This is a genomic window from Paracerasibacillus soli, assembly GCF_042432965.1.
GTDB lineage: Bacteria > Bacillota > Bacilli > Bacillales > Amphibacillaceae > Paracerasibacillus > Paracerasibacillus soli.
In genome coordinates this window covers 42,254-63,155 of the sequence record NZ_JBHLWL010000001.1, presented here as the reverse complement: position 1 = coordinate 63,155, position 20,902 = coordinate 42,254, and the positions used below count along the sequence as shown (strand labels likewise).

Here is a 20,902-nt window from a genome sequence, read left to right as displayed (position 1 = left end):
CTTTCTTTGTATTTATTTTAAAGTAGATTTCAGGAGATTGAAATCCGATGGAATATATTAGCATTACGACTCAACATGAAATAGGACATAAAGTATGAGGTGGGATAATGAAACATTATTTGGCTGTTGATATAGGTGGTACATTTGTCAAATTTGGAATTATTGATGAGCAGGCATCCATACAGAAAATAGGCAAAGTGAAAACGCCAAAAACCTTAGAAGGATTATTAGATTTAGTAGGTAGTAATTATAAAAATTACCCAGAGATAGTCGGTGTTGCAATTAGTTGTCCTGGTGCTGTTTCAGAATCCGGTATGGTATATGGGACTAGCGCACTTCCCTATATTCATGGACCGAATGTTAAACAGTTGCTATCCAAACGGTTAGGGTTACCGGTTTATATGGAGAATGATGCAAACTGTGCCGGATATGCAGAAGTATGGAAAGGAAAAGCACGGGGAAGAAAAGATGTCCTTATCGTTGTAATAGGTACTGGTGTGGGGGGAGCGATTATTAAGGATGGAGAGCTTCACAAAGGTGCCAATCTGCATGGAGGCGAGTTCGGATATATGGTTATACCTAATAGTTCGGGAACTAATTTTGATACATGGAGCGCAACTGCTGCTACTGGCGCATTAGTGAAAAATGTAGCCCAGCTAAAAAATATTAACGAAGATGAAATAAACGGCGAAGCTATTTTTGAAATGGCGCATGCTGGGGACGTTGATTGTCAGCAGGCAATCGATCAATTTTATGCGTACCTCGCCTTAGGAATTTACAATTTACAATATATTTATGATCCGGAAGTAATATTAATTGGTGGCGGTATTAGTGAAAGGGATGACTTGATTGATCATATTAATGAAAAACTAGATGAAATACTTTCTCGCTTTGAGGCATCTAAAATTAGGCCATCAATTGATACGTGCGAATTTCGCCAAAACGCTAACATGCTCGGTGCTGTGTATGGATTCTTAAAAGAATATAATTAGGCATAGACTATTGGCAAGGGAAACAGAACAGAACTTTTTAAACTGACCTGCCTTGATGACGGCCTAAATGAAAGCTATAAGTAGCAATTAATTACAAGTTTTTTAAAAATATTAATTCAAGATGGAGTTGAAGGAATTGTATCATTCTAAATTAGATCATTTTCCAAAAGATTTTCTATGGGGATCGGCTTCCGCTGCCTATCAAATAGAGGGCGCATGGAATGAGGACGGTAAGGGCCCTTCGGTTTGGGATAAATTCACTAAAATTCCTGGGAAAACATTTAAAGGGACGAATGGAGATGTTGCTGTAGACCATTACCATCGCTATAAAGAGGACGTATCATTGATGGCGGAGATGGGATTGAAGGCATATCGTTTTTCTGTATCTTGGAGTCGGATCTATCCATCCGGCAAAGGAAAATTGAATGAGGCAGGTATTCAGTTTTATGAAGATTTAATTGATGAACTACGAAAACATGGTATTGAGCCAATCATTACGTTATATCATTGGGACTTACCACAGGCACTGCAAGATGAATATGGTGGTTGGGAATCTCGCGACATCATCAAGGATTTTGACAACTATTGTATTACATTATTCGAGCGTTTTAAAAATAAGGTCAAATATTGGGTGACATTAAATGAACAAAATATTTTTATCAGACTAGGGTACGAAGAGGCTTCTCATCCTCCTGGTGTAAGTGACCGAAAGCGAATGTATGAAGCAAATCATATTGCTAATTTAGCTAATGCAAAAGTTATTCAATCATTTAGGGGAATTATTCCAGATGGGAAAATAGGCCCGAGTTTTGCTTATGGACCAGCATATGCATATTCTAGTAATCCAGAAGATGTACTTGCCGCAGAAAATGCCGAAGAATTTAATAATCATTGGTGGTTAGATGTATATTGTTGGGGTGAATATCCAAAAGTGGCTTGGAAGCATTTGGAGCAAAGGGGTTTAGCGCCAACTATTGAACAGGGAGATATGGAACTATTAAAGGCTACCAAACCGGATTTTATGGGAGTCAATTACTATCAAACTGCTACATTAACAGCTAGCCCACTTGATGAAGTCTTTGGTGAGGCAAAAGAAAATCATGATGGAAAAAAAGGTAATTTTGTTGAAAGTGGAGATGCAGGTTTGTTTAAGCGGAAGCGGAATAAGTCATTAGAGACGACAAACTGGGATTGGGAAATTGATCCAGTTGGATTACGGATTGGTTTACGAAGAATTACAAGTCGTTATGGGCTCCCGGTTTTAGTAACAGAGAATGGGTTGGGAGAATTCGATAAACTGGAGGAAAATGAAAAAATTCATGATGACTACCGTATTGATTTCATTCGTAAACATGTTGAACAATTACAAGCTGCGATTACTGATGGGGTTGATCTGCTCGGCTACTGCACTTGGTCATTCACAGATTTACTCAGTTGGTTGAACGGCTACCAAAAACGTTATGGCTTCGTTTACATAAACAGAAATGAAACGGAAGAAAAAGACATGAAACGAATGAAGAAGAAAAGTTTTTACTGGTATAAGAATGTAATTAAATCAAATGGAGAAGAACTCTGAACATGGGTGAAACATGGGGACGGTTCTCATGTTTCATCGATTTGCTTTATCACAATTAAAGTTATCGCATCAGACAAAGCAGGAAATAAAAGTCCAGGAAAAACGATAAAAGTGAAGTAATGAACTAAGGGGACTAAACGTAAGGTAGAGTTCAGCGATGATTTCGAGGAGTACAAGGCGCACACGAATGATATAATTCCCGAAATGAATTGCTTTTTATATGATTAAACGGCTGGAAGGATGATGGTATAAACCAGATTCATTTCAGCCATTTTTATTAAAATGATCGAAGCAAGGTTGCGAAGGTAATAGAAAAGGAATGATATTTTATAAACTTAGGAGTCACAGAATAGAAGTTGTTTATACCTCTACATGATTCATTAAAAATGTACATGGAAACTGTTATGACATAAACAATTATACATTAAGAATAATGTATGACTCTTCAAGGTCATACTACTGATGAGGTGACCAATATGAGGAAAAAGGATATGAAAATAAATTTATTCCTATTGGCTGCAGTACTTATATTGTATATTGTTTATTATTTCTTTATTTGGTTAACCAGTTTAAACATTTATCAGTGGTTCATCATAATTTCACTTATTTTAGCCTGTATGATGCTACGGAGAAAATATAAACATAAGAAAAGAATGAGGGAAGCGGAAGAACGAAGGGAATATCTTGAGAGACAAAGCAATCTTAAAGATTTAATGAAAATGGATTGGCTAGAATTTGAAAAATACATATGTGATTTATTCATTCAACTTGGCTTTGAAGCAAGTCTGACGAGTGCAACTGGTGATGTGGAAAAGACATCTTGATATATAAGGATAATTTTTTTGCTGTTGCGGAATGTAAAAGATATAGTAAAACGAATAAAGTCACTCGTCCAGATATACAAAAGTTTCATAGTGCCATCATAGATTGTAAGGCTGATAAAGGCTTTTTCATTACAACTGGCGAATTTACGAAGTATGCGGAGAGTTATGTGTTAGATAAGCCAATAAAATTAATAAATGGTGAAAAATTAGTGGAAATGATACAACACGGAACAAAGTTTGGCGCAAACAGTTATATGAAAAATCTATTGGAATAGGTACGATATAACGTTAGACTCCTTAAAAACTCCGCCATTTATTACAAAAGTGCCAAGGAAATAAACAGGAATCTAAACGCAACACAGTAGGGGAAAGATAAATAGTTGCTGTACCCAAGAGCACAAAAATATCCGAAAGCACCTTTAAATGGATTTAATTCATGATACCCGCATCCCCACTGTTTTCAATAAAAGGAGTCGTATTATTGCTTATAAGATTAAATTTAAACGAAAACAGAGCAGAAGTGAAACGCGAGAACCGTCCCCATGTTTCATGTAACCGTTGACATGATTTTGAACTTGTGTTAAATTGTATGTATCAAATAAAATATTTTTATTTAGGAATGTTACCTTCATAGGGCATAACCTGAATTGTTTTGAAGCACGATAAGTGTAGCTTCATGCAATTCAGGTTTTTTGATTCCATAAGGAAATTTATGGATGAGTCATCAAGTGAAGGAATGGTGAAGGGATTCATTCATGTTTTATTCTTGGTAATCAACTTTTCTTTTTCTTTTAGGATAAATAATATGTGAATCAGGTGTGGTAGAAATGGAAATTAGGAAGATCTTAAATAATAATGTTGCGATATCGCATAATGAGTTGAATCAAGAAATCGTTGTGATGGGAAAAGGCTTGGCGTTTCAGAAAAAAGTGGGAGAAGCGATTGACCCAGACAAGATTGAAAAGACATTCATCTTGGAGAATAAAGGTATTACGAATAAAATTGCGGAGCTACTAAAAGACATTCCGGATATGTATTTGGAGTTAGCGCACCAAATTATTACATTAGCGAAATCAAAACTCCCGTATAAATTAGACGATTACTTGTATGTTGCTTTGGTAGATCATTTAAGTTTTGCCGTTGAAAGACATGAACGGGGAATGGATTTGAAAAATGCACTATTATGGGAGATCCGTAAGTATTATAAACAAGAATTCGAAATATCATTAGAGGCGTTAAGCATAATCAATAAACGGTTAAATATAAATTTGCCAGAAGATGAAGCCGCTTCTATTGCATTACATCTTGTGAATAGTCAGCTATCCGGAAAAAACATGTCTGCTGCTGTCCAAGTAACGGAAATGGTAAATGACATATTAAATATTGTGAAATACCATTTCCAAATTGAATTAGATGAAACCTCAATCAACTATGAACGATTTTTGACACATCTGCGCTTTTTTGCAATGCGTTTTATCCGAAAAGAGAAAAGAGAAAATAGTTATGATGAGTTTCTTTATGAGCAAATTAAATTAAAATATCAGGAAGCATTCAGTTGTGCGATGCGAATTGCGACTTATATTGAAAAGCATTATAAATGGACCATTTCACATGATGAAATATTATATTTAACCTTGCATATCCAAAGATTAACGAGTAGAAATTAATTGTTATCTCTTAAAAATAAAATAAATATCTTCACTGATTCAATAGGAATGTAACCTTTTTGGGCATAACCTGAATGATTTTGAAGACGCAAATCTATGTGCTTGTGTAGACTTTCTACGTATGTACATAGCAAACTTGGTATCACACGAAGTTTGCTTGTGTTTTTGAAAACGTTCAGGTTTTTTTATTCAAAAATATACGTAATAATGGAGGGTTTAAAATGAAATATGAACAATTAGCCAAAGACATTATAAAAAATGTAGGCGGTAAAGATAATGTGAAAAGTGTTTATCACTGTGTTACGCGTTTACGTTTTCAATTAAAAGACGAAAGTAAAGCGCAAACCGAAGTACTTAAAAATATGGATGGCGTTGTAACGGTCATGCAAAAAAATGGACAGTATCAAGTCGTCATTGGTAATGAAGTGCCGGATGTTTATCAAGCGGTTGTTGCTGAAGGCGGATTTGAATCTCAAAAACAATCCTCAGAAAATGAGGATGAAGAGAAAAAGGGGATATTTAATAAATTCGTTGATATTGTCTCGAATATTTTCATACCAATTTTGCCACTACTCATGGCAACAGGTATTATAAAAGGTTTTAATTCACTTTTTGTAGCATTAGGTTGGCTAGAAAATACAAGCGGAACCTACCAACTGCTAAATGTGATTGGTGATGGATTCTTCATGTTCTTACCAATATTCCTTGGTTACACTGCAATGAAGAAATTTGGTGGTACACCGTTCCTAGGTATGGCAATTGGTGCAGCATTAGTTCACCCATCCCTTGTTGGTATTGCAGATGGTGAGACAATCAGAACATTATTTAGTGGTACATTTTTAGAGTCATCAATTCAAATTTCATTTTTAGGAATACCAGTTGTATTAATGAGTTATACATCGTCAGTTGTTCCGATTATATTTGCAACGTATTTTGCATCTAAAGTAGAAAATTGGTTTAAAAAAGTTATTCCAGCTGTTGTTCGATCTTTCATTGTTCCGTTTTTAACTTTATTAATCATTGTTCCTCTAACATTTATAATCATAGGTCCAATTGCAACATGGATTGCACAAGGGATTGGTGCTGGAGTGTCAGCAGTTTATGAATTTGCTCCACTTGTTGCGGGAATTGTGATAGGTGGTTTCTGGCAAGTGTTTGTTATATTTGGTGTACATTGGGGCATCATTCCAATCTATTATAATAACTTAGCTGTACAAGGTTATGATATGTTAATCGCGATGACATTTGCAGCATCTTTTGCGCAAATTGGTGCGGTTTTAGGTGTTTGGATTGCAACTAAAAACAAAAAATTAAAATCATTAAGTTTACCGGCATTTATTTCAGGATTCTTTGGTGTTACAGAGCCAGCAATTTACGGGATTACGTTACCATTAAAACGTCCGTTCATTATGAGTTGTATTGCATCAGGTGTAGGTGGTGCAATTATTGCAGTAACAGGTGCAGCACTTTATAGCGCAGGGCCTCTTGGAATATTTAAGATTCCTACTTTTATCCATCCTGAAGAAGGAATTAATGGTGGATTCTGGGGTATGATGATTGCCATCGTAGTCGCTTTTGTACTAGCATTTGTTTTAACTTTATTCTTCGGTGGTGTAAACAGAAAGAAAGACGAAGAAGCAACTGTAAGTGAAGAAACGAAACAGGAAGAAACTGAAACTGAAGGAATGAAGGAATTAGAAAACGAGGAAATTTTAAGCCCAGTAAACGGAGAGGTTTTGCCGTTAGCAAATATTCCTGACGAAGTTTTCGCAACTGAAGCGATGGGAAAAGGGATTGGAATTAAACCAGCGGAGGGGCGTATGACTTCTCCAGTAAACGGTACAATATCGACCGTGTTTAATACAAAACATGCAATCGGAATCAAATCAGATAAAGGTGCGGAAATATTGATCCACATTGGCATGGATACGGTGCAATTGAATGGGAAATATTTTACTACTCATGTTAATCCGGGAGATAAAGTAAGTGTTGGAGATTTATTGGTGGAATTCGATATCGAAAGTATTGAAAAAGCGGGTTACGCGATAGTGACACCTATCATTGTGACAAATAGTAGTGAGTATGCTGAAATTGAAACAAAGACAAATAAAAATGCAAACCAAGGTGACGTATTGATCATTACTAAAAAATGAACTTAACAGTAATCGGGTTGAATTGTAAGATAGCGGAAGCGACATTAACGAGGAGGTAATCTTATGACAAACAAAAGTAATTTTCCAGAAGGATTTCTATGGGGCGGTGCATTAGCCGCTAACCAAGTGGAAGGCGCATATTTGGAAGATGGAAAAGGATTAACGACAGTAGATTTGATGCCAACAGGTGAAAAACGTTGGCAAATTGCAACGGGAAATATTGCATCGTTAACACCAATGGAAGGTGAATATTACCCTTCACATGAAGCAATTGATTTTTATCATCGTTATAAAGAAGATATCGCTTTGTTTTCCGAAATGGGTTTTAAAGCGTTACGTGTATCTATTTCTTGGGCAAGGATTTTCCCCAATGGTGATGACAAGACACCAAATGAAGCGGGATTACAGTTTTATGATGATCTATTTGATGAGTTGCATAAATACAATATGGAACCTGTTGTGACGATGGCGCATTTTGATGTACCAGTTCATTTAGTTGAAAAATACGGAAGCTGGAGAAATCGGAAGCTTGTGGACTTCTTCGAAAACTATGCGAAAACAATCTTCACACGGTATAAAGATAAAGTGAAATATTGGATGACATTTAATGAGATTAATATGCTCTTGCACATGCCATTTGTTGGTGCTGGACTTGTGTTTAAAGAAGGGGAGAATGAAACACAAATTAAATATCAAGCTGCACACCATCAACTTGTTGCAAGTGCACGTGCTGTGAAGGCATGTCATGAGATCATCCCAGATGCTCAGATTGGCTGTATGCTTGCAGGCGGCTCGATGTATCCATACACGTGTAATCCGGATGATGTGTATAGAGCGATGGAACGTGATCGTGAATCATTCTTTTTCATCGATGTTCAATCTCGCGGTGCATATCCAGGCTATGCGAAACGTTTCTTTAAAGAGCATAATTTAACAATTGAATTGGAAGCGGAAGACGAAGCATTGTTGAAAAACAACACGGTTGATTATATCGGATTTAGTTATTACTCTAGTAGAACTGCAAGTACGGATCCAGAAGTGTTACGTAATCAAACAAGTGGTAATGTGTTTGGCTCTGTAAAAAATCCATATTTAAAAACATCCGAATGGGGCTGGACGATTGATCCAAAAGGATTCCGTATTACCGCAAATCAACTTTATGATCGCTATCAAAAGCCATTGTTTGTTGTAGAAAATGGACTCGGCGCAGTGGATGAAGTGAATGCGGATGGCACAATTGATGACGACTACCGCATTGATTACTTGAGACAGCATATTGCCGAAATGGGCGAAGCAATCAAGGATGGCGTGGACATCATTGGTTACACAAGCTGGGGACCAGTAGACATCGTCAGCGCCTCCACAGGAGAAATGAAAAAACGCTACGGCTACATCTATGTCGACCGAGACAACAAAGGAAACGGAACACTAAAACGCACCAAAAAGAAAAGCTTCAACTGGTACAAAAAAGTCATCGAAACAAACGGCAAAGAATTGTGAAACATGGGGACGGTTCTCGTGTTTCACACTGGCATGCTTTAGCATAATGTAACGCGTGTTGAAACACTGGAACCGTCCGATTCCACTAATAGGGCAATCTTTAAATCGTGCCTAAAGTGATTAATAGACAATCCCCCAAGGTTGTTATGATGGAGTTACCTAAAATCATTAACAATTTGGGGGATTTTTTATGGAATCAGATACCAAACAACTTACTAGAATCTGATTCTTTCATATCACTAGTTTTCAACTTATTGTTCCCAGTTTGCAATCAATGAATCTGAAGCGAGATGCAATGATTCATATGCATCCACTGAAATAAGTCCATGTTCCTTTTGGTAGTCTAGAAGCTCTTTAAATCCATTCATATGTTTCACTAGTTTAGCTGTGTTTTCTTCTTTCTCGTAATGGCTTACTGCAGTAAGATGGAGTTGTAATGCTTGAACAATTTCTTTGTTTTCAAAAGTATCTTGTCTCGCAAATTTCTCCACTAACGCCTGAATATCGTTGACAGTACTTGCGGTTGTAGTTGTTTCATGCCCATAACTTATTAAATTCGTAAATATGCGATATCCACCTGAAACTTGATTGGCAATTTGGCGATAAAACACAAGGTTTGTGTAGAGGTATGTCCCTTCACCATATTCTGCCATTAAAATGCCACCATCGAAAGGATCTTCGTTTGGATCAGCCATACTGACAAAAGTTTCATACCTATCATCCCAATTCATTGGGAAATAGAGGCCTCTCTCCTGTACCCAACCATCCCAGTCAGCATCGGTGATTTTATTTGGGTAGTTGAATAGTGGGTGATCCGGCTTTGTCATGGTGACTGGTGCTGTCTCATCAGTTACACGCCATTCAATAGATGGCATACCGAGTTCAAGTGAATATGGGAGTGTCTCGTTAATATCCCAATTATCCCCGGGTTTATGATATTGGAAGACAACATGTCCACCGTTTCTTGCATATTCTTTTAATCGTTCGTTATTAGCAATCAGGTCTGCACGTGCTAAATTGGCACGAATCCCAGTGACAATCGTATCATACTCACTTAAATCAGCCGAACTCAAATCGGTTTCTTTTAATTTTGTTACGTCAAAACCAACGTTTATTAAATAATCGGCTACTTCGTCAAAGCCACTCTCGATATAACCAACTTTTAAATTGCCAGGCTTTAAAAGTTCAAAGCTAGCTACGTGAACTAATGTAGGATACTGAAAATACTCATGGTTAATATGGTCGTAGGTGATTTCCTGTATGGTTGAATCGTACTTTTTTCCATCAGATAATGCTTTTACGTGAATATCTAGTTCGCCCTCTTTCACATCTTCAGGGGGGATAATTGAAAATTCAATTTCCTTTGTATCAAAGCGATTGTCTAATTTAATCGTATGTTCTACTGGTTCACTTTGCCATCCTTCAGGCAAATCGAGTGAAACATCCACTTCTTTTGTACCGTTAACGTAATTTTTAGCCTCAACTGAAAGCGTATAGAAATCTTGCATATCAGCTGTATTGATAACGACGTTTGCAGGCTTTGTTGTTAAGCTAACGTCAGGTAAAACGGCAACTGTGTCTGTAAAGTTTAAGGCATTTTCGGAAACCTCGCCTTTTTCTTTTATAGAAAGATTTGTTTGTAATATTGGTTCTTCATATGGATGATAAAATTTCTCCTCTTCAGGCACGATAACATTGAATTCAAATGTTATTGTTTCACCAGGTAGGATTTTCTTGATATGTTTGTCTTTGTCTACTTCCCAAGTGCTAGGCGCGGCTATTGCTAAGTCGATATGCTTTACAGTGAATGCACCTTTGTTTTCAACTTTTACTGTTGCAGTTGTTTGCTCACCTTGGGTTAAGACAGGCGAATTTAATGTTGTTTCAACGTCTAATCCAGAGGCAACTAAACTGACTTCGTTTAATTGTTCTTCTTTAATCTCCAATTTATGGAGTAAATCGTGTTTTAAATCCGGATCAAGCTCTGATTTTCCGACTTTCTTTGTAACCTTTTTGACATCTTTTAGAGCTTGATGTGCATCTGAAAAAATGACTTCCCGGTTTGGATAACTGTCTACAATAGTATCTAATTTTTGTTGTAATTTCGTTAATTGATTATGCAGGCCTTGATTTGGCACAATCTCTGCCCAGTCATAGAAGTTATAAGGTATGCCTGAGAATAAATCCTCATCTTCACCGTCTGTTACATTTCCTACTAATTCTAAATGAAATTGTCTTGGTTCGACTGGAACGTCGCGTCCCATGCCTTGACTCTTATGCAAATATCGGGAAGCCTCACCAATCTGTGGGTAAGACATATCGTAAATTGGATCATAATCTCCAATTTCAATTGAAGTTGTTGCAGTTTCTGCGGACGCCGCAGGCAAGTAAAACTTTTTCATTTGCCAAGTAGAAAGGCCTTCCTCCAAATGCTCGGGGTAAATATTTGGATTTGCAGCATCTTCAAAAGCACGTTCACTTAAAATTGTAGCTGCTCGGTGATGCCCATGCTGATTTGCCACGTTTCGGAATGAAGGCATCACAATATCTGGTTGGTATTCACGAATGAAACGGATAAAACGTTCGTATGTTAAATCTTCACCCCATTTTTCGAGTGTCTCTTCAGGTGATTTGGAGAAACCAAAATCATAAATTGGATCAGATGTTGTTTGACTTAAATGATAGGCTTTCACACCTGTCACACCTGCTGCTTCAATCATTTCATTGGAACGGATAATCCCAAGCCCATCACCAAGTTCACTCCCAATTTCATTTTGTCCTCCTTCCCCACGATTAGCAATCAGGCTAGCTGTTTTAATACCTAATCCACGCGAAAGATAGGCTAATAAATCACTACGCTCATCGTCTGGATGTGCACCTGTATTTAGGAAAGTAACCGTTGTATTTAATGGGTTTACAACATTCCATAGGTCAACGTCATGTTGATGGAGCGGCGCTTTTGCTGTCCCATGCATCGGTAATAGGAATAGGACGAGCATGATTGACAATAAAGTATTCAAGAGTTTCCTCACTTTGTAACCCCTTTCATTTTGTAGTACTCGTTATTAAATCTCGTATATTTAGAATAGATTGGTCAAAGTTGTGTTGTTGTATAAGTGGATGAAGTGGGTTCTTTTAGTTTGAGTTTACCTTCACACTAGCTTGAAGTATTGTACATAGATGGAAGTTGCTAAGAAAATGGATAATTAAAAATACCAGAAAGTCACTTGTATTACATGTGTTTATATACCATTCATTAGCTTCATAGTTAGTAAAGGAAACTAACCAACTATCTAGAAATATACGAAACTTTAAACAAGTCTCGTAATACAGTGTAGCGATGCGTCGGAACAATGTAAATAGTCAAAAAGAACTATTTGATAGTAGTAAAATCGTAATTATTACGGGAGATACAAGGGTACACACACTTATTAAAATATTTTAAATTTTCCTCTTTACAAATGGAAGGGCTTTCATTATAATGTTAGGTAATTGGTTAGTAAGGGTTACTAACTAACTGATTGGTAAGCAAATTTACATGAAAACGTGCTATTTATTCCTGAAAATATATAAGGTACATCTGATATGTCCGTTTAATTGCTTTTGCTTTTAACTTTATATGGGGTATCACTTTATCGTCTAAAAAAATTTGCTGATTAAATCACAATAATCTAATCAGTATTAGCCATCCAAAGGTGAGATAAGGTATTCCATTCACTAGGGAAGTATATGAGTGACTGTAAAAGTATCGAAAGCACTAATTGTCATATAGTATTACGGGTGCTCGAATGAGGAGAAGGTTCAAAATGTTCGGGATTGTAGCAAAATCTTATTAGTAAAAGGTTAAGCAAATGAAAAACAACGTCTAAGGGGTTTATTTTATGCAAAGAGAAGGTGTGGCCAACATTAAAACGATTAATATGAGAAATGTGCTGAACTGTATTGTAGAGGAACATGCACTTACGCGAGCAGATATATCAAAGAGGCTTAATCTTAGCAAACCAACGGTATCTTCGATTGTAAAACAATTAACGGATGACAGGTGGATACTTGAAGTAGGAAGTGGAAGTGCTTCGGCTGGCGGTGGAAGAAAGCCTGTTCAGCTAAAATTCAATGCAAAGAGATCTTACTTAATCGGGATTGATATTGGTGGAACAAATGTTACTTTAGGATTAACAGATTTGAATGGAGATGTTTGTGCGTACAGAGAATTTCCGACGCAACAACATTTACATAGTGGTTTATTTGAAGAGATTGAGAGATGCGTAGATTCAATGAGAAGTCAGCTAGGGCTTCAGGACAATGACATCCTTGGTTTGGGTGTCGGATTACCAGGTATAACGAACGTAGAAGAGGGGTTCGTTGTTGAAGCACCGGCTTTGGGTTGGAAGCACTATCCAGTTCGAGAAAAGCTAGAGAATATTTTCGACTTCCCCATATATGTAGACAATGATGTGAACAGTGTGGTGCTAGGGGAGCATTGGAAGGGTGCAGCTAATGATAAATCAAATTTGATTTATATTGCAATTGGAACTGGGATTGGTAGTGGGATTATATTAAATGGTGAATTATATCGCGGCAGTAATTACAGTGCTGGTGAAATGGGATATTTAGTAACAGATCGTAAAAATGCAAAGGAAATTCAACCAGTATTTAAAGGGTATGGTTATTTGGAAAGTGTGGCGAGTGGTTCTTCAATTAGCCAACTATTATCAACCAGGTTGAATAGAGATGTCACGGCAAAAGAGGCATTTGAGCTTTACGCACAACACGATGCAGATGCGATGAGTGTTATTGATTTGGCAATTGATAATTTAGCGATTGGTATTGCGAATTATGTTTCTCTTTTTGATCCAGAAATCATTATTTTAGGAGGTGGTGTCAGCAAGTCATTTCATTTGATTAGTGAGAAAGTGATTGACATCATAAGGCAGCATACGCCACAGCATTGTGACGTGGTGCAGACGACCTTGGGGAAAGAAGCAGGAGTTATTGGAGCTGCAGCTCTGTTTTTGAAAGAACATGATTTACTACTAAATATTTAGGGGGAAAGGGGTAATTTTAGTGAAATCTATGAAAAAAAGCTGGTTATTACTGTTAGGTATTGTATTGGCGACGCTTCTAGCTGGATGTATGGCAGGAGGGTCAGATGATGAGGGGAAAAAATCCGATTCATCAGCAAATGGGGCAGAAGATAGTGATTTGGAGGAAAAGGTTGTTGTTTATTCACCGCATGGAACAGATATTTTAACAGAGTTCCAACAACAATTTGAAGAAAAGTATGGTATTAAGATGGAATTCTTAGATATGGGTTCCCAGGAAATTCTTGATCGGGTACGTTCAGAAAAAAATAATGTTCAAGCAGATATTTGGTGGGGTGCACCACAAGTTAACTTTAACCAAGCGGCTGATGAAGGACTTCTTGCGGAGTATAAACCATCTTACGCGGACACATTAGATGAGCTTTATCATGATGAAAATTGGTTGTGGTCAGGTACATCGATTACACCACAGGTCATTATGTATAACACAAAAGAAATTTCTGATGAAGAAGCACCAAAAGATTGGGAAGATCTACTCGATCCTAAGTGGGAGGACGAGATTATTATCAGGTATCCATTGGCTTCTGGTGGTATGCGTACGATTTTCTCGGCAATTATTTATGATACTTACAAAGATACAGAAGATCCACAAGCGGGTTATGATTGGCTAAAGAAATTAGATGCTAATACGAAGGAATACTCAGCAAACCCTGAGATTATGTACAACCAAGTAGCTAAAGGAGTAGGAAATATTTCGGTGTGGAATATGCCTGATACAGTTCAGTTAGCTGAAGAAAAGGGATATCCGTTTGGTTATCATATTCCTGAAAGTGGTACACCTGTTATCACGGAAGGAATTGCGATGATTAAAGACGCGCCACATCCAAAAGCTGCTGAAGCATTTTATGAATTTGTGAATACTCCTGAAGCTGCAAAATTATTGGCTGAGGAATATTACCGTATCCCTACTCGTGATGATATTGATGAACTTCCAGATTGGATTAAAGAAACAGAAATTATACCGATGGATATGGATTGGGGATTAGTTGAAGAAAAACAGGATGAGTGGATGGAATACTGGGATAACAATATTAAGAACACAGATAAAGACAAAAGTGATGATAATTAAGTGACTGTGTTTCAACTAAGTATTCGCCCAAGCTATAGATAGACATTTTGTAGGAGGGGTTGTTGTTTCATGTCAACAGTATATTTAACCGAAATTACAAAGCAATTTGGTAGTGTGACAGCAGTCAAAAATTTAGATTTAACAATCCAAGAGGGAGAATTCTTCACGTTTTTAGGTCCGAGTGGATGTGGTAAGACAACAACTCTTCGTATGATTGCTGGCTTTTACTACCCAACAACCGGGAAAGTGAAATTTAATGAACGAGATATGACAAAGGTAGCTCCAGAGAAAAGAAATACGGGTATGGTCTTCCAAAACTATGCCCTCTTTCCTCATATGACTGTGTTTGAGAACGTTGCATTCGGTTTAAAGGTAAGAAAGCTAAAGAAATCGGTCATTAAAGAAAAGGTAACGGATGTATTAAAAAAAGTTCGACTTGATCAGTTTATTGATCGTCAAGTGAGTCAGCTTAGTGGTGGGCAACAACAGCGCGTTGCTTTAGCAAGAGCGCTTGTCATTGAACCGGATATTTTATTACTCGATGAACCGCTTAGTAATCTTGATGCAAGATTACGTGATGAGATGCGGACAGAGATATTAAGATTGCAACGTGAATACGGCATTACAATGGTTTACGTTACGCATGATCAGGTAGAGGCTCTTTCGATGAGTGATCGAATCGCCGTTTTTAATACGGGTGAATGTCAGCAAGTAGGGACTCCGACTGAAATTTACAATGAGCCAGTCAATGATTTTGTGGCAAAATTTATCGGGGAAACGAATTTGCTTCCAGTGACATTTGAAAAAGATGTGGATGATCAATCTGTTTATTATTCTGAAACAATGGGCGATTCTTTCTATGTAAATAAAACGGATTTAAATATTGCTCGGCATCAAGAAGTAGATCAACTATCTATATCAATTCGACCAGAGGTTATTCATATTAGTGAAGGAATAATAGAGGGGAAAAATGTTTATCAAGGGAAAGTATCACTTGTTCAGTTTACTGGTGAAGCTGTTCATACTTACGTAAAAATCAATGAAACTGTGACAATTAAAGCGACCGATTTGAATCGTGGGCCAAAGACGTATTTAAAGGAAGGCAGTCAAGTCAATGTTTATATCCCTGAAGATCAAGTCCGCATTGTACCACAATCGGGGAGTGATCAATAAATGTTAAATGCAGAACGAAGACGGACACTTTATTTATTAATTCCAGTTCTCATTATTTTACTAGGTTACGTCCTTTATCCAACGTTTGAAACCTTTTTGGAAAGTATCCGAAAAAATGGTGTCTTTTCATTGCAAAATTATCAAGATTTTTTCGGTGCGAAATCCGCGGCAAACTTTGAAGCATTATGGAACTCTGTATACATATCATTACTTTCTGTTTTGTTTAGTGCTTTGATAGGGATTCCTTTAGCGTTTATTTTTACACGCTATAACTTCCCAGGTCGCCAATTTTTTTCCAATATCGCGATTATGCCAATTGTACTGCCTTCCCTTGTTGGGGTTATGGCATTCATGTTTTTATATGGTGAAGCTGGCCTTGTACCCAATGCGATTAAGGATTTATTTAATTTGTCTAAGGTGCCATTTAGCATCGGTGGAGTGTCTGGGATATTAATCGTTCACGCGTATACAATGTATCCCTACTTCTACATGACGACATCTTCAGCTTTAAACAATATTGATCCATCGTTGGAAGAAGCAGCAGCAAATTTGGGGTCAAGTCGTTTCAAGGTGTTCTGGAAAGTGACGTTTCCGCTCTTAACACCAGGTATTGTTGCAGCTTCGTTACTCGTTTTTATGGTATCAATGGCCTCGTTTAGTGCCCCGTTTTTATTAGCTGGTGGTTACCGAGTGCTTAGTTTACAGATCTATTTCTCCAAAATTAATGGTGATTTAGAAATGGCTGCGACACAGTCGATTATTTTATCAACAGTATCAATTGGATTCCTAATCTTTATGCGTTGGTATCAAAATCGTAAGGATTATCGCATGGCAAGTAAGGGGATTGGTGTTCACCGTAGTGAAGTGAACAATCCATTATTAAAATGGGTGATGGTTACGATTGGAATCATTGCGATGATTGTGTTGTTATTACCTCACGCAACATTACTCTTACTATCTCTTGTTCCTGATGGGGCATGGACATGGCAAACATATCCGACGGCTTTTAGTTTGGAAAACTTTAGACTTTTATTTGATACACCACGAATTTGGGAGCCGGTCAAAAATAGTTTAATTATGACAGTAATGGCATGTGCTGGTGTGTTTGTTTTCGGAATTATTACGTCGTATACGCTTGTCAAGCGCAAGTTCATCGGTAAGAATTTACTCGATATTTTAGTAATGGTTCCGTGGGCACTACCTGCAACGGTTGTAGGGATGAATTTAATCTTAGCGTTCAACAAACCATCTGTCTTTTCATTTGGTAATATTCTTGTCGGAACGTTTTGGATTTTACCGCTAGCTTATTTCATTCGTTTCTTGCCGTTAGTTGTACGTTCAACAAATGCTGTCCTCGAGCAGCTTGACGACTCGATTGAAGAAGCGGCACAGAACTTAGGGGCGAAATGGTTTTATACTTTCAGAAAAGTTATCATCCCGATTATTATGCCAGGTGTTTTAAGTGGAACGCTTTTAGCCTTTGTTCAGGCCGTCGGTGAATTCCCGACATCAGTCTTGCTTTATACATTAGGAAACCGTCCGATTTCAATTGAAATTATGAACCAGTTGCGCATGTTCAATATGGGGCAGGCAGCCGCTTATGGGATGATTCAAGTCGGATTGATTTCGATAGTGATGTTTATTTCTTATAGGTTCTTTGGTGTGAAGTCGGAAAATACGTTATAAATCAAAGCTTTCCGAACGAGTGTGTTAGCAATAAATGAAGTATGAGGAAATAATTAAGAATAGAAGAGGTGCTACTTACAATGTTTACATCAAAAGAGGAATTTGAGCAGAAAGATGGCTCCCAATTTCCCGGGAAAGTATTTAGTGAAACGTTATTAAAACCTATTTTCTATGATCAAAAAGAACATCTATTTGATGCAATGTTTATGATTCATAAAGCACACACGAAGATGTTGGCAGAACAAAAAATATTAACAGAAGACGAAGCAAGAAAAATTTTGTCTGGTGTGGAGCAAGTAGAGAATATGGATCCTGAAACCATCGAGTATCATTCCGAATATGAAGATTTATTCTTTTTGGTGGAATCGCGTATCGGGGATATTATTGGTGATGAGTTGGCTGGAAAAATGCATATCGCTAAAAGTAGAAATGATATGGGGGAAGCGATGTACCGCATTGTTTTGCGAGATTACCTCACTAAGACAATTGAACATGCTGAGGATCTCGCCAAAGCCTTACTATATCAGGCTGAGCAACACGTTGAGACAATCATGCCGGCACATACGCATACTCAACCAGCCCAGCCGACAACTCTTGGTCATTATTTAGTTGCCCTTTATGACAATCTCACACGCGATATTGAGCGGTTGAAGCAGGCATATCGAACGGTGAATCAGTCACCAATGGGTGCTGCGGCCATTACAACTTCAGGTTTTCCAATCAATCGTGAGCGTATGGTTGAGTTACTTGAATTTGACAGCTTAATTGAAAATTCATATGACGCCATTGGTAGTGGTGATTATTTAACTGAAGCAGCCCAGGCATTAATAAGTCTTATGACAAATATGGGCCGCTGGCTACAGGAATTATTAAGAATGTCTTCAAAAGAAGTCGGCTTAATCAAAGTGTCTGATGCTTATGTTCAAATCAGCAGCATTATGCCACAGAAAAGAAATCCTGTTTCTATCGAACATTCGCGCTCCATTGCAAGTAGCGCTGCTGCAGAAGGCATAGCTGTTGTCCATATGGTGCATAACACACCATTTGGTGATATTAATGACACCGAGGATGACTTGCAACCGCATCTTTATGCAGGATTTAATAAAGGGATCCGCGTCTTACAGTTGATGGAAGCCGTTATCACGACAATGGAATTTGATAAAGAACGTGCTTATCAACAAGCTAGGGAAAATATGATTACAATTACAGAGTTAGCAGACGTTTTGGCTCGTGATTATGATGTTTCATTTAGAAAGGCGCACCATAAAGCAAGTGTTATTTCGAAAAAGGCAGATAAACTTGGTAAGGAATTATATGAGCTATCAGTGGATAAAGTCAATGAATGGATTGAAGACGTTAAAATCTCTGAACAGGATTGGAAAGAAATCGTCGATCCATATTACTTTGTCGAACGCAGAAAAGTTACTGGTGGCCCAAACCCTAATGTTGTTCGAGAAATGATTAAGAAACGCATGAAGCGTTGGTGAAACATGGGGACGGTTCTCCTGTTTCATGAAGGTGAGCGTTAGCATAATGTGAAACAAAGGCATCTGATTACTGTGAAAAACAGTGGTTACAGATGCCTTTTATTTGTTTTTATTATGGTGGTAATGTGAATAAGAAATATAAAGGCCAAAAAATTTCTAAGAAAGAATAAGTCTTTTTTTAAAAAAGTTCACGAGGACTTGCACAAACCCTGTTTCTATCGCATTATTATTTTCGTGATAGGTTAATTTCCATATTTAAACTTTCAAAAACAATTACGTCCAAGAAATGTGAAAATGCGTAAAAAAGATAGTCACTTTCAAGTCACTCACAGTATAATTAGTCTTAAAAGAAGAAAATGATAAGGGTGATGGGATTGGATAAGTGTAGTCACTGCGGTATGAAGAAAGTAAAAGTTAATTTGCAGATTAAAGGAGAACTGCTTCATTTATGTAACGATTGTTACAATAAAATGATGTCGGATGAATTGAATGTAAATTTAGAACAAGTTATAGAGTCTTTTACGTTAGTGGACGGCCGAGGTATTAGTCGTACTTTTTATGTAGAAAGACGGGTATACCCGATTGGATTCTATTTTGAGGCGGTTGAAAATATAGAATTCGGGTATAAATTTGCTGTGCATGGGGAATTAGAGGGAAGTCAGCAGGAAATGATTTCAAGATTAATTGAGAAGACTCGAAAGGGAATAGCCGAGCAGTATATTGAAACAGATGTCTTTTCAGGAGGCCAAGCATATCAAAATATGAAGAATGATCAAATTGTGGGAGTCATCGAATATAATGAAGCCTCTGATGATGAGCCACTTGTGATAATTGATGGGAAGCCATATACATGGGAAGAAGTCGGGAAAATGGTTACGGCTTTTGAGGGGTTTCAGATTAAATTGAAGATGTATGATATTACGGATGATGTGGAATAGGATTAGCCCATGAAACATGGGGACGGTTCTCCTGTTTCACACCGGCATGCTTTAGCATAATGTAACGCGTGTTGAAACACCGGAACCGTCCGATCCCACTAATAGGGCAATCTTTAAATCGTGCCTAAAGTGATTAATAGAAAATCCCCCAAGGTTGTTATGATGGAGTTACCTAAAATCATTAACAATTTGGGGGATATTTATGCTTAAAGAAAAAGGCTACACTTCCCAAAACAACACTCTATCATTAATGCATATTTGCTGTGGTAAATACGCATTTATAATAGGGTGTCTTTTTATTTCTCCTATCCCTCTGCTTTAGTACCAGACAACTGCCATTTTACACATAGTAAAAAATTTCTCCATTATCCCCGTTCAAAAATCTATCAATATACTTCTTTACTATCTACGGAATCCAATAGATAACAATCATACTAGTGCTTATATCAATTTCTTCAAAGCACGATCGCCTTTTTTAAATATACTGAAGTATTGTCTGTATCTTTAGATGGATGTCTTTTCTCCTTGTGAAAATTCTGTATGTCTTTTCTATGATACTTTAGAACCAAGTGATAGTAGTAAATATAGTATATTAGAATCAATTTTCAAAATATAGTATAATTTTATATACTTTCAAAACGCCAATGATATAATCATAATTAACAGAATATAAAAAACACCCGTGTGTAACGAAATAAAAAGCGGGGGGTGAATACATTTTTTTATGCAAGATTG

The 20,902-nt window shown here is 37.2% G+C and carries 14 protein-coding genes; 13 read left to right on the top strand and 1 reads right to left on the bottom strand.

The genetic code is table 11. The features are described from left to right. The first annotated feature begins 107 nt into the window (after positions 1–107). The 7 genes from ACFFIS_RS00235 to ACFFIS_RS00205 all read left to right on the top strand — a co-directional run bounded on the left by ACFFIS_RS00235 (position 108) and on the right by ACFFIS_RS00205 (position 8,712). Positions 108–992: an ROK family protein gene (locus tag ACFFIS_RS00235; protein ID WP_390185677.1), complete on the top strand. Its 885-nt coding sequence runs from the start codon at positions 108–110 to the stop codon at positions 990–992. A gap of 136 nt (positions 993–1,128) precedes the next feature. Then, entirely contained in the window at positions 1,129–2,568 is a 1,440-nt protein-coding gene (locus tag ACFFIS_RS00230) for a glycoside hydrolase family 1 protein (protein ID WP_390185676.1), read from the top strand. A gap of 476 nt (positions 2,569–3,044) precedes the next feature. Beyond that, the gene (locus ACFFIS_RS00225; RefSeq protein WP_390185674.1) at positions 3,045–3,392 is read left to right on the top strand and encodes a hypothetical protein; all 348 of its coding nucleotides are present in this window, start codon (positions 3,045–3,047) and stop codon (positions 3,390–3,392) included. Beyond that, complete coding sequence (locus ACFFIS_RS00220) at positions 3,389–3,667, top strand: restriction endonuclease (protein ID WP_320380120.1); 279 nt, start codon at positions 3,389–3,391, stop codon at positions 3,665–3,667. Before ACFFIS_RS00225 ends, ACFFIS_RS00220 begins: the two co-directional genes overlap by 4 nt. Before the next feature lie 552 nt (positions 3,668–4,219). After that, positions 4,220–5,059 carry a BglG family transcription antiterminator LicT gene (licT, locus tag ACFFIS_RS00215; RefSeq protein ID WP_390185673.1) on the top strand — a complete coding sequence of 280 codons (840 nt, stop codon included), beginning with the start codon at positions 4,220–4,222 and terminating at the stop codon, positions 5,057–5,059. A 221-nt stretch (positions 5,060–5,280) separates the two neighbouring features. After that, a complete protein-coding gene (locus ACFFIS_RS00210; protein WP_320380117.1) occupies positions 5,281–7,212 on the top strand; it encodes a beta-glucoside-specific PTS transporter subunit IIABC in 1,932 nt (643 codons plus the stop codon). Positions 7,213–7,275: 63 nt separating this feature from the next. Then, positions 7,276–8,712: a 6-phospho-beta-glucosidase gene (locus tag ACFFIS_RS00205; protein WP_390185672.1), complete on the top strand. Its 1,437-nt coding sequence runs from the start codon at positions 7,276–7,278 to the stop codon at positions 8,710–8,712. 251 nt (positions 8,713–8,963) lie between these two features. On the opposite strand, the gene ACFFIS_RS00200 is transcribed toward ACFFIS_RS00205, so the two are convergent. Then, positions 8,964–11,732, bottom strand: coding sequence for an FIMAH domain-containing protein (locus ACFFIS_RS00200; RefSeq protein WP_390185671.1), 2,769 nt, complete (start codon positions 11,730–11,732; stop codon positions 8,964–8,966). Positions 11,733–12,593: 861 nt separating this feature from the next. Between ACFFIS_RS00200 and ACFFIS_RS00195 the strand changes: the two genes are divergently transcribed. The 6 genes from ACFFIS_RS00195 (at position 12,594) to ACFFIS_RS00170 (ending at position 20,167) form a co-directional block, all read left to right on the top strand. Further along, the gene (locus ACFFIS_RS00195) at positions 12,594–13,757 is read left to right on the top strand and encodes an ROK family transcriptional regulator (protein WP_320380111.1); all 1,164 of its coding nucleotides are present in this window, start codon (positions 12,594–12,596) and stop codon (positions 13,755–13,757) included. Between the two features lie 28 nt (positions 13,758–13,785). Beyond that, the gene (locus tag ACFFIS_RS00190; RefSeq protein ID WP_390185704.1) at positions 13,786–14,883 is read left to right on the top strand and encodes an extracellular solute-binding protein; all 1,098 of its coding nucleotides are present in this window, start codon (positions 13,786–13,788) and stop codon (positions 14,881–14,883) included. Positions 14,884–14,952: 69 nt separating this feature from the next. Beyond that, on the top strand, positions 14,953–16,056 hold the full coding sequence (locus ACFFIS_RS00185; RefSeq protein ID WP_390185668.1) for an ABC transporter ATP-binding protein: 1,104 nt from the start codon (positions 14,953–14,955) through the stop codon (positions 16,054–16,056). Beyond that, the gene (locus ACFFIS_RS00180; RefSeq protein ID WP_390185666.1) at positions 16,057–17,742 is read left to right on the top strand and encodes an ABC transporter permease; all 1,686 of its coding nucleotides are present in this window, start codon (positions 16,057–16,059) and stop codon (positions 17,740–17,742) included. It begins immediately after the preceding gene. An 80-nt stretch (positions 17,743–17,822) separates the two neighbouring features. Further along, complete coding sequence (argH, locus tag ACFFIS_RS00175; protein WP_390185665.1) at positions 17,823–19,229, top strand: argininosuccinate lyase; 1,407 nt, start codon at positions 17,823–17,825, stop codon at positions 19,227–19,229. A 374-nt stretch (positions 19,230–19,603) separates the two neighbouring features. Next, positions 19,604–20,167: a DUF7713 domain-containing protein gene (locus ACFFIS_RS00170; RefSeq protein WP_390185664.1), complete on the top strand. Its 564-nt coding sequence runs from the start codon at positions 19,604–19,606 to the stop codon at positions 20,165–20,167. The last annotated feature ends 735 nt before the right edge of the window (positions 20,168–20,902 follow it).